Origin of the sequence: Desertivirga xinjiangensis (assembly GCF_024436435.1) — a bacterium.
In the GTDB taxonomy this organism is placed as follows: Bacteria; Bacteroidota; Bacteroidia; order Sphingobacteriales; family Sphingobacteriaceae; genus Desertivirga; species Desertivirga xinjiangensis.
Window position 1 is genome coordinate 767,616 of record NZ_JAFMZP010000003.1, and the last position, 14,126, is coordinate 781,741.

The following is a 14,126-nucleotide window of genomic DNA, read 5'->3' on the forward strand; positions in this document are numbered from 1 at the left end:
ATATGTCTGACCGGATAATACCTTTGTTAATTATCAGCGCGTTTTTACTGCTGATAGACCTGTATATTTTCAAAGCTTTAAAAACACTAGATAAAAAACCAGCCAGCCGGCAAAGCAATACTTTTGCCTGGCTTTGGTGGGGATATTCTGCACTCTTGCTTATTGGTGTGTTTGCAAGTGTTTTTTTTAGTTTGTTCCTCACCTTACGTGCTGTTATTTTAGTAGCCTTTGTATTGACATTTGTTACCAAAATCGCCTATCTGCCTTTCCTCTTTGCTGACGATCTCCGAAGGGGAATAAAAAAGCTTTTGCGCAAGTCAAAAACACAATCTGCTCCCGAGTCGGGAACTGCAGTGAAAATTCCTTCAGGTTCAGATGATCAAATAAGCCAGCCTCTCGAGGATAAAGTAAGTGCCGGAGCAGAGGATAAAATATCACGCTCCAACTTTTTACTAAAAGCAGGTCTGGTTGTAGCCTCTATTCCTTTTGCCTCACTCACCTGGGGGATCACTTCAGGAGCTTATGATTATAAGGTCGTTCGAAAAAAGTTATTTCTTAAAAATCTGCCTAAAGCTTTTGACGGAATACGTTTGGCTCAGCTCTCCGATATTCATTCAGGTAGTTTTTATAACCATAGAGCTGTCCTGGGTGGCATAGAACAGTTACTTGCAGAGAAGCCGGATTTCGTATTCTTTACCGGCGACCTGGTGAACAATGTCGCGTCTGAAATGCGCGACTATCAGAACATCTTTTCGAAGGTAAAAGCGCCCCTGGGAGTATACTCTAGCCTCGGAAATCATGATTATGGCGATTATTACTTTGGAAAAAAGCCTTCTTTAAAGAAAGCCAAAAATCTGCAAGATCTCAAGCAAACCCACAAGAACATGGGTTGGGACTTGTTGCTGAACGATAACAGGCGATTAAAGGTGGATGGCGAAGAAATTGGGATATTAGGAGTAGAAAACTGGGGTGCTGGCGAACGTTTCCCTAAATTCGGTCGTCTGGATCTTGCCGTGCAAGGAACAGATGATCTGCCGGTGAAGCTATTATTATCTCATGACCCGTCGCACTGGAGAAACCATGTACTTCAATATCCGGATATTAATGCAACTTTCAGCGGACACACTCATGGGATGCAGTTTGGTGTGAGAACGGAAGAGTACCAATGGAGCCCTGTGCAGTACATCTATAAAGAATGGGCTGGCCTATACCAAGAAAATGATCAGCAGTTGTATGTGAATGTTGGTTATGGTTTTCTCGGCTATCCGGGAAGGGTTGGAATATTGCCTGAAATTACGATATTTGAATTAAAACCCACTTAGTTCGCTTATAAACTGATTCCTGCATGCCCGACCCCCGACTGATACTGTTAAGAAGGAATGCCCGACAGGTTTTAGACTTTCTTCTGTTCAGTAACATCTTTATCGGATTATGTGCGGTTGCCCAGGCAGCTGTAACCTACCATTTGATAAATGCCAAATGTGATAAATACGTATTGGGCCTGTTGTTCTGTTCAACAATGGCGCTATACAATTTCAGCATGCTTCTGTCGAAGCCCAGAGAGCCGAAGAAATCACCTTTCAGGCGGGTAAGGTGGATTTTTTCACACTATCGCTTTATGACCACCATCACAATGATGGCGGTTCTTTGTATACTTCCATTGGCGCTGTTTTTAAGCGCCGCCTCCCAGGTGTTACTTCTGTTCCTGGGAATAGTGGCGGTGGCATATAACCTGCCTTTGTTCAGCATTAATGAAAAGAAGTTCAGTCTGAGGAATATTCCGGGATTAAAACTTTTCCTCATTGCTTTGATCTGGTCATTAAGCTGTGTGCTGTTGCCTGTGATCGAAACCGGCCAGTCTGTACCCGTCAGCGATACCATTTTACTCGTGGCCAAAAGGTTCCTTTTTGTAGCTGCCATAACCGTCCCCTTCGATATTCGTGATCTTTTCCAGGACAAGAACTATGATCTAAAGACAATTCCTGTGATCCTGGGAGAAAAGAATGCCTACCTCTTTTGCCAGGTGCTTTTGATAGCATATTTAAGCTTGCTGTTTCTGTTTACAAATGCTTTTGACGCTGATTTTTTTGCGCTGACTTCAACTATCCTCCTGTCAGGCTGGCTAATATTTAAATCAGGATTTAGGAAAAATGAATATTATTATTTCTTTTTCCTTGACGGAACCATGGTATTGCAGTTGGTAATGCTTGATCTTGTAAACTTGATCTGGACTTAAAAAAACAGAATAGATCCGGAATTCGTATTGGGTCATCCTGAACTTGTTTCAGGACCTCTTGCCCAGGCTAATGCTCCATGTAGTTCAAGGTATGCCGAAGTAAATTCCGCATTACATATGCCTTTTGACCACCATCATCTAAAAAACTTACCCAATACACAAACTCATATCACCTTCTGTACAGTTGCTACCCCTAATAGATTATTATCTAATACACAAACTTATACCCAATCCCCCTCACAGTCTGCAAAAACTGTGGGGTATCCGGATTACTTTCAATTTTCTTTCTAAGCCTTACAATATGCATATCCAGCGTCCGGGTATTCACGTCCGAATTGTACCCCCATACCTCCATCATCAGTTCATCACGGGTGATCACCTGGTTATTGTTTTTCAGAAAATACAACAGGATCCGGTTCTCCAATATCGTCAGTTCAATCTTCTTGCCATCAGCAATTAACGAATGCGTATGCGGATGATGCTCCATGCTGCCAAACCGGTTTACCTCGTTTTTCTCGTTATTCACTACATACTTCACCTTGTTTTCAATAAGCGCTATAAGCACATCCATATTAAAGGGCTTGGTTACATAGTCGGAAATTCCAAAGCTGTAGGCATCTATCTTATCTACGTCCTGGGCCTTGGCAGTCATCATAATGATTACATTCTCAAAGCCTTTTTCCCTAACATCCCTGCACACCTCAATACCTAGTTTTCCCGGCAGCATCCAGTCGAGTAACACTATTTCCGGTTTTTCATTCATGATCAGTTGTTCGGCCTCATCACCGTTCGATACTTCAAGAACGGTATATCCCTCCGACTTGAGCCGGTGTGATACGAGAAAGAGGAGATTCTCATCATCCTCAACAACAGCAACTTTAATTGTCTTCATCCAGATCGTATTTAATTCTAATTCTATGTATAAGGTAAGATTATGGTAAATTCAGACCCAATCCCTACTTTACTCTTTACCGAGATATTTCCATGCATAAATTTAACCAGTTCTTTACAGAACGCCAATCCCAGGCCAACGCTTCCCTGCTGGTTGTATTCACTCTGTATGCGATAGAATTTTCTGAAAATATTCTCCATTTCGTTCTTTGGGATTCCGATACCCTGGTCTTTAAATCTCAAGATAATGTCGGCCTTTTGTAGACCAACGTCAATATGTAATTGTTTTTTTCCTGGCAGAGAATATTTGTAAGCATTATCTATCAGGTTTTGAAATAAGCTTGACAACAAAACTGGATCAGTGTTGAAGAATTCTACCTGGTTAATGTGGTAGCTTACGTTAAAGTCGGGATATTTTATCTGATAAGCATCAACCATGTTCTGTATAAAAACTTCGAGATTGACCCGGGAGTTTTTTATTTGGATAGATTGATTTTCAATTTGAGTGAACGAGAGCAGCTTATTCATCAGGTCGTTCAGCTTATCAGCTTCCTCATCCAGAATCTTCCCATAATGTGTCAGCTCGCGTTCTGACAACTGACTGGCACTTTTAATGTTGTTTCCTGCAATTTTTATCACGCTTAGTGGCGTTTTAAACTCGTGCGTTAGGTTGTTTACAAAGTCGTACTGCAGTTTAAATAATTTATTGTTGATACGAAGGTTTCGGTAGATTAGGAAGCCTATAAAGATCAACACTCCATAAACGATCAGGATTGTGACGGCGAAGGGCAAAAACCGGCGGCCCAATTCCAGCGATAAGAAACTTTGAGACGATGTGAAATAAAGTTTATTGCTGGCAAAAGCTCCGGAAAGGGGTAACTCTGTAATTACCAGATTGCTGTCTGTATTTACCGGTTCAAACGTTATTGGCTTGATTTTTATGTCCTGATATAATTTAGGGTGATTATTGATCACCGTAAGTTTAGAAGGGTTGAGTTTAAAGGATAGAATATCCTGTTCAAATTCAGGCGAGTATTCCGAGTTTCTGAGCATCAGGCTTTTGAAGATCTTCAATTCTTCTTCTCTTGGGATATTCATGAAAGTAACCCTGTTTGGAGTGATGTTATAGAAAACTCCGAAGAGGTCTTCATCAACAATGTTTTTTGAGGTATCCGCATTTTGAAGGTATACAGATAATTTGGCTGCCATTCTGTTAAACTCATCAATTGACAGCCTTGGTGAGGTGTTTGCCAGGGATGCCTTAAATATCACAGCCGAATCAGCCGGAAGCTTATATCCAAACTGAAAAATCGCTTTCGGTGAAACGGAGAGTTTATTTGCGGTGTAAGAATATGGAACATCATGGTTCGATATCTGAGTGTCGTAGAATATTATCCGGTGAACAAAAGGAAAAGTCTTCAGAACAGTATCACAGTATTTAGCCGCAGAAGCCGAATCAAGGTAGCCCTGATAAAAAGAGATCTCGGGTATTTTGTTCTGAAAGAAGTCGTTATATGGCTTAAATGTAGCTTCAAGTACATCTATTTTCTGCCGCTCGAACTCATTATAAACGTAACGGGAAGTAAAGTTATAAGCAATGACCAGCGCAGCCAAAAGCGATGCTGTTATCAGGGTGATAAAAACAGCGTTCAGAGCGAGGTTTTTTTTCAGCGAGAACTTCCTGACGTTCATATCGACTTATTTTGCAGCCAGATTTTTCGCAAAAAAAGCCTCCAGTTCGCGGTAAAACTCGATGCGGTTTTCAGGGTTTTTCAGCGAATATTTTTCTTTTTCCTTGACGATGTAGGTAACCGAAATCTTTCTTTGTCTGAGCTCCCTGACAAATTGATTGGTCTCATTGATCTTAGAGCGGGCATCTTTCGCGTCCTGGGCAATCAGGACCGGAGCTTTTATCTTATCAGCATGAAATACCGGTGAGGCGGCCCTTAAATAGTCCATGTCCGTCTCTGGATTTCCAATCACTTCATAGTACATCCGCAAAGTAGGCTTATAATAAGGCGGCACTGCTTTGAGGTAAGTAAAAAGATTAATGTATCCGCCTTGCGAAGCTCCGCAAGCATAAAGGTCGGGCTGTTTATAAAGGCCGCTTAAAGCACAGAAACCACCGAAACCAGAGCCATAGATGCCTATCCGTTTTTTATCCGCGATATTCTGGCTGATAAGCCATTTTACGCCGTCGGTGATATCATTTTGGATGGCGGTGCCCCACTTTTTAAAACCGCCGATCATGAATTTTTTGCCATAGCCATCTGATCCCCTGAAATTGATCTGAAGCACAGCATAACCTCGGTTAGCCAGGAACTGCACCTCTGAGTTAAAGCCCCAAGAATTCCTGTGTACCGGTCCGCCGTGTGGCAAAACGATAACAGGCAGATCTTTGAGTTTATAACCCAGTGGCAATGTAAGGTAGCCATTAATAAGTATGCCTTCACGGTTCTTAAAAGAAATCGGTTTCATGCTGCACATTTCGCTTGCCTTAAGCGAGGGATTTATCTCACTCAGCTTATGGAGCTTTTTTTGAGAAGGCACATATAAGTAAAAAGCGCCCTGCGTCCTGTCAGTGAAGGTGCTCACTATGAATTTGTGTTCAGCTGAATCCTGGTCTGAAATAACGATCTCTGTATTCGGCAGCAGAGATTGCAGCGAAGTGTATATCTTCTTCGCTGAGCTGTCAAGGTAGTGTCGCTCTTTTTTCCAGGTTTCAAAACCTGCATAGATCAGCTTGTGTTTGGTAAACGAATATCCTGCTTCGTGAACATCCACATCTTGGTGGCTAAAGACTTCTTTAATTTCCTTTCCAGTTCCGCAATCAAATTTTACCAGCGCTGACTTATCTCTATTAATATTCGATATCGCGTAAATGCAATTCCTGTCGTAATCACAGAATCCAACCGGTTCAATTTTGCTTTTAAAGTTATTGGTAATTACAGGCTTAAATTGACCCGTATCATGTGTACGGAAAAGCAGCGTTTCGTTAACTCCATCGCTTGCCAGGGCCATTCTTAGCTCCCCCTCATCGTCGGCAAACCAGCGAAAAATATTCCCAGGATTTTTAGCGACCAATTTAAGATTCCCCGTGCTGATATTTAGGCTGTAAGCATCAAAAAAAGTAGAGTCACGTTTGTTCAGGGCTACAAGTAGCTCACTGTTCCGCAAATTATTCGCGTTAATAAGTTTAAGGCCGAGTTTACAGTCTGAAAGCAGCTCGCGATAATTGCTGCCGGTTTTATCAACAGAATACAGGCAGGCGCCCCTGCGGATGTCGTTCATGTAAATGAGCTGATCATTATTAGCCCATCGATAAAATCCGACGTTTTGAGTGAGCATATTCGTAATACGCCTGGCCTGCGATCCAAACTCCACATCCTTTTCATTGAGAGCCTGGACATAGAGGTTCATGCGGTTTTTATACGATTGAAGGAAGGAAATGTACTTCCCATCAGGAGATATTTGGAAATTAGAACGTTCGGGATTTCTGAAAAAGTCTTCAAGGGGGACCTTTCGTGCAGTTTTTTCCTGGTTACAACTTAAAGAAAATTGAAGCGCGGCTATACATAAAAGAATGTTTAACAATCGGAACATACAAACATCACCCCCTTAATCTTGATAGAAGACTAAAGTATATCTTTTTAGATACTCATTCAAGTATTCATTACGTAACATTTAGAATACAGTAAATACGAGAACAGCGCCTGTCGGCGCTTTGGTCAAATAGCACGTAACATTTGAAATCCAACTAAATTCGAGAAACGAAGAAATAAAATGCATCTTGTCTTATTTATCGCCATAATAATCCTTTTTTATGATGCGTGTTTCCTAATTTAGTCGTTATAATCAATCTATGAGGATATTAATCAGTCTATTAATCAGCTTATGTGTGATGTTCGCATCTTTAGGTGCCATCGCTCAAAGATCGGCCGAAGATGCTCTGGCTTTGCAATATTACCAGAACGGAGAGTTTGACAAGGCAGCACTCATCTTCGAGAAGCTTTATAAGCGTGGAAATAATGTGCAGCAGTATTATGACCAGTATCTGAACTCCCTCATAAAACTGAAGCGTTATGATGATGCTGAAAAAGTAGTGAAGCAGATGATGAAAAGCTTTCCCGCTAATTTTAATTACCAGGTAGACTATGGAAGATTATTGCAGGAACAGGGACAACAGGAAAAGGCCGATGCTCTGTATGCCAGTGCTATAAAAAACCTTCCTCCAGATGAATTTGCCATCCGAGATCTGTCTATTGCTTTTTACCGGGCGAATAACTACGATCTTTCAATTAAGGTGCTGGTGGCTGGTCGTCGCGTGCTGAAAAACGACAGGGCGTTTGCTTTTGACCTGATTTCTCTTTACCGCTTTCAAAAGAACAAGACTATGCTGGTTCAGGAGTACCTGGATGTGCTTGCAGAGCCAGCTTTTGAGGTGCAGGTACTTAACCAGGCAAAGAATACCTTTTCTGATGTATTTGAATCACACGATGATTTTAATATATTAAAAATAGCCTTGTTGAGAAGACTTCAGAAGGATCCCGGGAATACCGCATATACCGACCTCCTGTCCTGGCAGTACCTGCAGCAAAAAGAATATTCATTGGCCCTAAAGCAGGTGATCGCCCTGGATAAGCGACTTAAAGAAGAGGGAGACAGAGTATTCGAGTTGAGTATGATGTTCATTTCTGAAAAGTCCTACGATACCGCCATCGAAGGCCTGGAATATCTGCTTGGAAAGGGAAATACCAATCAATATTACATACCAGCCAAAATCCAGATACTTAATACAAAAAGCAAGCTGCTTACCGGGGGAAAGTATACTCCTCAGCAATTAGTGCAGCTTGAGAAAGAATATATTAGTATGCTTGATGAATTTGGCCGCAACCGCAATACTATCTTTGCCACCCGGCAGCTCGCCAATTTACAGGCGTATTATCTGCATAAGTTAGATGATGCGACGGAGGTTTTAGAAGCCGCTTTAAAAACACCCAACCTTCCACCATCTATGGTGTCGCAGATCAAGCTGGAGCTCGGTGACCTCTATGTTCTAAGCGGCGATGTATGGGAAGCAGTATTAGTTTACGGACAGGTAGAAAAGGCTGCTGCAAACGAGCCCACAGGTCAGGAAGCTAAGTTCAAAGGCGCAAAGCTTTCTTACTATCAGGGCGAGTTCAGCTGGGCTAAAGCACAGCTCGATGTGTTGAAGAGCTCAACATCCAACCTGATCGCCAACGACGCACTAAATTTAAGCCTCCTCATCCAGGAGAACACTAATACTCTTGCTGATACCAACGCTCTGAAGAAATATGCCTATGCCGATCTGCTGATCTTCAAGAACCAGCCGGATCAGGCCTTAAAAGTGTTGGATAGTATTCATTCACTTTTTCCGGGTAACTCGCTGGAAGACGATATCCTGATGTCGAAAGCTCGGATCTATCTCAAGAAGGATCAAATTGAGGATGCGGTAAGCCAACTTCAGGCAATCGTAGACAATTACGGGGGCGACTTGTGGGCTGACGATGCGTTATTCACCCTTGGCGATATTTATGAAACTAAATTGAAAGGCCCCGAGAAAGCGAAGGCCTGCTTCCAGAAGATTATTACCGATATGCCAGGCAGCCTGCATGTTGCTGAGGCCCGAAAACGTTTCAGAACTTTGAGGGGAGATGCTGTAATGATTCCCTAAGCTATATTGGCGCGGGTGCATCCAAATAATAATGTTGCTGCTTTTCTTATCTTTGCGATTGATTTAATACTATGATTTTATATAACGTTACCGTTATTATCGAAGAAACAATAAATGCAGAGTGGCTTGACTGGATGAATACACAATTTATCCCGGAAGCTATGGCAAGTAATCTTATTGTATCGAAGCGCTTACTTAAAGTAGTTGACTCCCCGAATGAAGGAATTACCTATTGCCTTCAATTTATTATTGACGATATGAGTGCTTTTCAGGATTTTCAGCAAGATCACTTTACCCTCTTAATGGCAAAACATTCATCAAGGTTTAACAATAAGTTTGTATCATTCAATACTTTGATGGAGTTTATAGACTAAAACGCTCCTTGCAGAGTTCATCACCCTCAAATACTCTAATAATTAAATGAAAATAATAGAAACCTCAATTTCAGGTTTAGTGATCATTGAGCCCAAAGTCTGGAAAGATGATAGGGGCTATTTTTACGAAAGCTATAATAAGAAGCTTTTTCTCGATGCAGGAATCGATTCAGAATTCGTTCAGGATAATCAATCGTTCTCGCAACGGGGAACTCTTCGGGGGCTTCACGGACAGGCAGATCCTTTTGCACAAGGAAAGCTAGTAAGGGTAGTGCAGGGTAGGGTAATCGATGTCGCACTGGATATCCGCAAAAGCTCAGCCACCTATGGTAAATATGAGGCAGTGGAACTGAGCGGTGAAAACTTCCGGATGTTTTGGGTGCCACCAGGATTTCTGCATGGTTTTGTTACGCTGGAAGATAACACGATTTTCACCTATAAAGTGAGTAATCTTTACGATAAAGCTTCAGAAATAGGAGTGAAGTGGGATGACAAAGATCTTAACATCAATTGGGGTATAGATCCCTCAGAGGTTATCCTATCGGAAAAAGATAAGGTGCTGCCTTACTTCAAAGATTTTAAAAGTCCCTTTTAGAGCGCTTTTTATTTATTTGCTTCGTCGTGAACTCGTTCTTTCTCTCTGAATTTGTTCTTTCTCTGTGAATTTGTTCCTTCTCTGTGAACTCGTTCCTTCGTCATCCTGAACTTGTTTCAGGATCTCTTGAACTATGTTTAACTCAAGAGACCCTGAAGCAAGTTCAGGGTGACGACTATAAGCAGCACTGTTAAACCCGATCAAAAATCTATACATTAGACGATGCTACTCGTCTCTTTTTAGCACGCGCTCTAATCGCCGCAATAACCGGAGGTGCCGTGGTTAAAATAGAGATGGCCACAATCACGATAGTGAAGTTCTCTTTCACGATAGCGATGTTACCAAACAAAAATCCCAAAAACAGGAAAGTGACGATCCAGATGATGCCTCCTATAATATTATACAAGGCGAACAGTTGAAACTTCATTTTCCCAACCCCGGCAACAAAAGGAACAAAAGTTCTCAGTACCGGAAAGTAACGGCTAAAAATAACCGCTTTCCCTCCATGCTTATTGAAGAACTCACGGGTGCTGTCGTAATATTCCAGTTTAAGCACCTTGTTGCCAGGCTTGAAAACCCTGGTGCCCAAAAAGCTTCCAATAGAATAATTCACAAAGTTACCCCCTATCGCGGCAACAGACAGAATAAGGGCTAACATGTAGATATCCAGCCCTGTGCCGCCGGCAGCAATCAATGCACCTGCAGCAAATAGCAGAGGGTCGCCGGGAAGAAAAGGGGTGACTACAAAGCCGGTTTCAGCAAAAATAATGATGAATAGAATCAGGTAAGTCCAAACCTTATAGTTCTTAATAATATCGTTTAAGTGCTGATCTACGTGTAAAAGAAAATCTAAAATGCTCTCAATAAATTCCATAAGCGGTGTTTCCGGCGCAAAAATAGCACTATTAAAATAACCTAAATGTAAATTTAAAAGCTCTTTACATTATTCATCCTTTTTAACATCAGATCAATCTTATCAAGGAGATGCGTCATTTCAAAAGGCTTAGCGAGGAAATCGTCGGCCCCGGCGTGCATCGCTGAATGTTCTATGTCTTTGCTGGCCGAGATCATCACTATAGGTATGTCTTTAGTGAGTTTCTGGCTCTTTAATGTCCTGCATATCTCCAAACCATCTTCCCCCGACATCCAGATATCAAGCAGCAGAACGTCTGGCAGCTCTTCCATGATCCGTGCCAGGGTATTTTCAGACGCCGTACTTACCAGGTATCCCTTGTATTCAAGCAACATTTCAACCGCATCCACAATGCCCAGATCGTCATCGGCGATCATTATTTTTATCTCTTTACTCATTTAATAGCTGTTTATATTTACAACTTATCACTTACAGCCCAACACCTTACATGGGTTTTATACTGCAAGGGATAGAGAAGCAAAAGGTAGAACCCTGCCCCTCCGTACTATTAACCCATATTCTGCCACCTTCACGTTTAATGATCTCCGAGGAAATATAGAGCCCCAGACCTAATCCCGGAAAAGTATGCTGTTTGCTGCCACTTACGCGATAAAACTGTTCAAACACCTTGTCTTTTTTATCATTCGGAATACCAATGCCAAAGTCCTGCACGCATAAAGTCACCTCGTCATTTTGCTTTTTTGTATACACCAAGATCTTATCCGAATTAGGCGAATATTTAATGGCATTGGTGATCAGGTTGGTTACTACCTGGCTGATACGTTCCCGGTCTGCATGGATCAGGCCTGTGTCGGTTAGTTGTTCAACAATGGTATGTTTCCTTGTAGTCCGCTGAAGATCTTCTATCAGTTCCCTCACCATCTCATTGAAATTGAAAGCTGAATTGTTCAGCTGAAGTTTGCCTGCCTGGATCTTGGTAACGTCAAGCAGATCGCCGATAAGCTTAGTAAGGCGATTTACCTGTGCATCCATTTTTTTAACCATATCTGCTTTTTTCAGGTCGCCACTATCTCTGAACATCGACTCCAAAACCTGCGCATAAGCTTTGATGCTGGTAACCGGTGTTTTGAGCTCATGACTCGCAATTCCGAGGAAGTCGTCCTTTTGTCTTTGCAGCTGTTTCAACTCCGTGATATCCACGCAGGCCCCGATATACCCTGTAAATAAACCGCTGGATCTGTACTGCGGATTGCCGGTGCATATCACCCAACGAATCCTGCCATCCTGGTTTTTGATGCGAAACTGACTTTCGTGCGTTCTGCGGGCAGCGAAGTCATTCTCGAACTGTGCCGCTGCCTTATCCCTGTCTTCAGGCAGCACCATATCCAGCCAGCCCCTGCCAAGATGAGCCGAGAACGGCTGCTGAGTCCAGTCAATCCAGATGCGATTCACATAGGTAACCGACATGGTTTCGTTAGCCGTCCACAGGGCAGCCGGAGCTGCGGTGGTAATGTCGCGGAACAGCTTTTCACTGTCGGCAAGCGCCTGCTGGGCAGCAAGTTCAGGGCGGATATCTCTCATCAGTGCGCCCACTCCTACAAGTTCCCCCGTGAGAGGATCGTCAATGCGTATTGTATTGTTGAAAACCGGTATAATTTCACCGGTTTTTACGTTCCTGACGTTCATTCTGCCCGACCAGGTACCGCGCTGCGTTACCGCAGGTAAAACCTCACGCTCTACAAAAGCAATGTCTTCGGGAGTGTGCAGCGCTGAAATAGGCGTGCTGGCAACCTCTGCATCGTTATCAAAGCCAAGTAATTCCTTGCCGGCTTTGTTAATATAAGAGTTTATTCCGTTCGGTTCCAGGATAGACATCAGGTCGGCACTATTCTCTACAAGTGTCAAAAGCTTCTTTTGCTCCTTTTGCCGTTCTTTTTCCAGGCGTAAGTCGCGGGTAACCGAAGCCATACCGATCACTTCGCCCGTTTGCGGATCGTTTATAGTAAATGCATTTATGTGGCAGGGGATGGTTTCCCTGGTTTTCAGGTGCCTGTAGCAGATTTCACCCGACCACTTGCCCCTGGAGGCAAAGCCTTCGGCGATAGCCGGCTGCTGCTTTGCAAAGTCTTCTGGATCAAAGAAGTCAGTAGATGGACGCATGTAGTCTTTTGCATTATCTGCACCGATCAGTTCCCTTCCAGCTTTATTCAGATAGGTCACCATGCCATTCAGGTCGGTAACACCTATCAAATCTACGCTATTTTCTATGAGCGTTAGCAGCTTCTGCTGCTCTTTCTGCGCCAGCACATCATCAGTAATATCCTGAACAGTACCCGCAAAACGATAAGCGATATTATTTTCATTGAAGAAAGCTTTGCCCTTGCTTCTCAAGTGCCTGGGCTTATTATTTATATCCGCAGTTCTAAACCGTATGTCGTGGCTTCCTGTGAAATTTGGATCCAGGGCTTTTCTGACCTCTACCCTAACCCTTTCCTGATCTTCGGGATGAATAGAGGAGAGAGCATCTTCATAACTTACTATCCTATCTTTCTCAAACCCGTGTAGCTTCTTACAACGCTCATCCCAGGTAACGATATTGTTCAGAGGGTCAAGGTTCCAGGTACCCAGTTGTGCAGCATCAAGAGCAAAGCTGGTGTTTGATTCCGCTTCCGCCAGTTTCGCCTTGGTTAAAACCAGTTCGGTAACATCCGTGGCGATATTCAAAATACCCCAAACCTGCCCGTTTTCATCCTTCAGTGGTTTGTAGGTAATGTTGAAGTAGAAGGTCTGCATCCTTCCATCAATGAATAGGTCTACTCTGTCTTGAGAAGCCTGATAGGGGATGCCTGTCCTGTAAACCTCATCAAGAAGCTGGTAGAAGGGCTGCCCTTCCAATTCAGGGAGTGCTTCCCTAAATGTTTTTCCAATTACATTATCACCTTTTCCCCAAACCTTTAAAAGTGCTTTATTCACCTGGCTCACCCGCATTTCCGCGCCGGTATATAAAGCGATAGGCAGGGGATGCTCTTCTACTAAGGTTCGGTAAATATTCTCGCTATCCGGCTGGGAACCTACTGCTCCTGTAGTCATGGTTGTTGGTTTTGTTGTCTAAAATACGGGATTATGGCAAATGTTCGAGGATATATCCTTTACAATATTCGGCTTATACTGGATAGAATGTGAAATGGTTTCATGGAAATTGGATTACGGACTTTAACAAGGAAAGAGGAATGGTAATGATACGGCGCAACACACCTCTTTTTATGTTGTCATCTGGTTGAATAAGATACGTAATCTTAACGCTCTTTAAATCGCGTCTTACAAATAGACAGTTAAGACCCAACCCGGAGCGTACCAAGACTGTCAGTTTCACGGTCTAGTCACGGTTTAATCACGGTATAAATAGTACAGGGGTACGAGAAGTGTCTCGTCCTAATTAGGCTATACAGGTTAGGGGATTA

The 14,126-nt window shown here is 42.8% G+C and carries 11 protein-coding genes; 5 read left to right on the forward strand and 6 right to left on the reverse strand.

Going from position 1 to position 14,126, the window contains the following annotated elements; translation table 11 throughout:
- Positions 1 to 2: 2 nt before the first annotated feature.
- Positions 3 to 1,322: a metallophosphoesterase gene (locus J3P37_RS11415; protein WP_256011260.1), complete on the forward strand. Its 1,320-nt coding sequence runs from the start codon at positions 3 to 5 to the stop codon at positions 1,320 to 1,322.
- Between the two features lie 23 nt (positions 1,323 to 1,345).
- Positions 1,346 to 2,236, forward strand: a complete 891-nt coding sequence (locus J3P37_RS11420; protein WP_256011261.1) for a UbiA family prenyltransferase — start codon at positions 1,346 to 1,348, stop codon at positions 2,234 to 2,236.
- A gap of 208 nt (positions 2,237 to 2,444) precedes the next feature.
- On the opposite strand, the gene J3P37_RS11425 is transcribed toward J3P37_RS11420, so the two are convergent.
- The 3 genes from J3P37_RS11425 to J3P37_RS11435 are packed head-to-tail and all read right to left on the reverse strand — an operon-like array spanning position 2,445 to position 6,730.
- Positions 2,445 to 3,128: a response regulator transcription factor gene (locus J3P37_RS11425; RefSeq protein ID WP_256011262.1), complete on the reverse strand. Its 684-nt coding sequence runs from the start codon at positions 3,126 to 3,128 to the stop codon at positions 2,445 to 2,447.
- Between the two features lie 23 nt (positions 3,129 to 3,151).
- Positions 3,152 to 4,819: a sensor histidine kinase gene (locus J3P37_RS11430; RefSeq protein ID WP_256011263.1), complete on the reverse strand. Its 1,668-nt coding sequence runs from the start codon at positions 4,817 to 4,819 to the stop codon at positions 3,152 to 3,154.
- Between the two features lie 6 nt (positions 4,820 to 4,825).
- On the reverse strand, positions 4,826 to 6,730 hold the full coding sequence (locus tag J3P37_RS11435; protein WP_256011264.1) for a S9 family peptidase: 1,905 nt from the start codon (positions 6,728 to 6,730) through the stop codon (positions 4,826 to 4,828).
- Positions 6,731 to 6,989: 259 nt separating this feature from the next.
- Between J3P37_RS11435 and J3P37_RS11440 the strand changes: the two genes are divergently transcribed.
- The 3 genes from J3P37_RS11440 (at position 6,990) to rfbC (ending at position 9,791) form a co-directional block, all read left to right on the forward strand.
- Positions 6,990 to 8,822: a tetratricopeptide repeat protein gene (locus J3P37_RS11440; protein WP_256011265.1), complete on the forward strand. Its 1,833-nt coding sequence runs from the start codon at positions 6,990 to 6,992 to the stop codon at positions 8,820 to 8,822.
- Between the two features lie 71 nt (positions 8,823 to 8,893).
- Positions 8,894 to 9,196 carry a DUF4286 family protein gene (locus tag J3P37_RS11445; protein WP_256011266.1) on the forward strand — a complete coding sequence of 101 codons (303 nt, stop codon included), beginning with the start codon at positions 8,894 to 8,896 and terminating at the stop codon, positions 9,194 to 9,196.
- 46 nt (positions 9,197 to 9,242) lie between these two features.
- Complete coding sequence (gene rfbC, locus J3P37_RS11450) at positions 9,243 to 9,791, forward strand: dTDP-4-dehydrorhamnose 3,5-epimerase (protein WP_256011267.1); 549 nt, start codon at positions 9,243 to 9,245, stop codon at positions 9,789 to 9,791.
- A gap of 208 nt (positions 9,792 to 9,999) precedes the next feature.
- Here rfbC and J3P37_RS11455 read toward each other — a convergent pair whose 3' ends face one another.
- Genes J3P37_RS11455 through J3P37_RS11465 form a run of 3 tightly spaced genes read right to left on the reverse strand, consistent with a single transcriptional unit; the run spans position 10,000 to position 13,755 of the window.
- Entirely contained in the window at positions 10,000 to 10,665 is a 666-nt protein-coding gene (locus tag J3P37_RS11455; protein WP_256011268.1) for a DedA family protein, read from the reverse strand.
- A 53-nt stretch (positions 10,666 to 10,718) separates the two neighbouring features.
- Positions 10,719 to 11,102: a response regulator gene (locus J3P37_RS11460; protein WP_256011269.1), complete on the reverse strand. Its 384-nt coding sequence runs from the start codon at positions 11,100 to 11,102 to the stop codon at positions 10,719 to 10,721.
- A 46-nt stretch (positions 11,103 to 11,148) separates the two neighbouring features.
- Positions 11,149 to 13,755, reverse strand: a complete 2,607-nt coding sequence (locus J3P37_RS11465) for a PAS domain-containing sensor histidine kinase (RefSeq protein ID WP_256011270.1) — start codon at positions 13,753 to 13,755, stop codon at positions 11,149 to 11,151.
- Positions 13,756 to 14,126 lie beyond the last annotated feature (371 nt).

Bases quoted from the DNA above. Each gene is read 5' to 3' on its own strand.
- J3P37_RS11415 (WP_256011260.1), top strand. From the start codon at position 3: ATGTCTGACCGGATAATACCTTTGTTAATTATCAGCGCGTTTTTACTG.
- J3P37_RS11420 (WP_256011261.1), top strand. From the start codon at position 1,346: ATGCCCGACCCCCGACTGATACTGTTAAGAAGGAATGCCCGACAGGTT.
- J3P37_RS11425 (WP_256011262.1), bottom strand. From the start codon at position 3,128: ATGAAGACAATTAAAGTTGCTGTTGTTGAGGATGATGAGAATCTCCTC.
- J3P37_RS11430 (WP_256011263.1), bottom strand. From the start codon at position 4,819: ATGAACGTCAGGAAGTTCTCGCTGAAAAAAAACCTCGCTCTGAACGCT.
- J3P37_RS11435 (WP_256011264.1), bottom strand. From the start codon at position 6,730: ATGTTCCGATTGTTAAACATTCTTTTATGTATAGCCGCGCTTCAATTT.
- J3P37_RS11440 (WP_256011265.1), top strand. From the start codon at position 6,990: ATGAGGATATTAATCAGTCTATTAATCAGCTTATGTGTGATGTTCGCA.
- J3P37_RS11445 (WP_256011266.1), top strand. From the start codon at position 8,894: ATGATTTTATATAACGTTACCGTTATTATCGAAGAAACAATAAATGCA.
- rfbC (WP_256011267.1), top strand. From the start codon at position 9,243: ATGAAAATAATAGAAACCTCAATTTCAGGTTTAGTGATCATTGAGCCC.
- J3P37_RS11455 (WP_256011268.1), bottom strand. From the start codon at position 10,665: ATGGAATTTATTGAGAGCATTTTAGATTTTCTTTTACACGTAGATCAG.
- J3P37_RS11460 (WP_256011269.1), bottom strand. From the start codon at position 11,102: ATGAGTAAAGAGATAAAAATAATGATCGCCGATGACGATCTGGGCATT.
- J3P37_RS11465 (WP_256011270.1), bottom strand. From the start codon at position 13,755: ATGACTACAGGAGCAGTAGGTTCCCAGCCGGATAGCGAGAATATTTAC.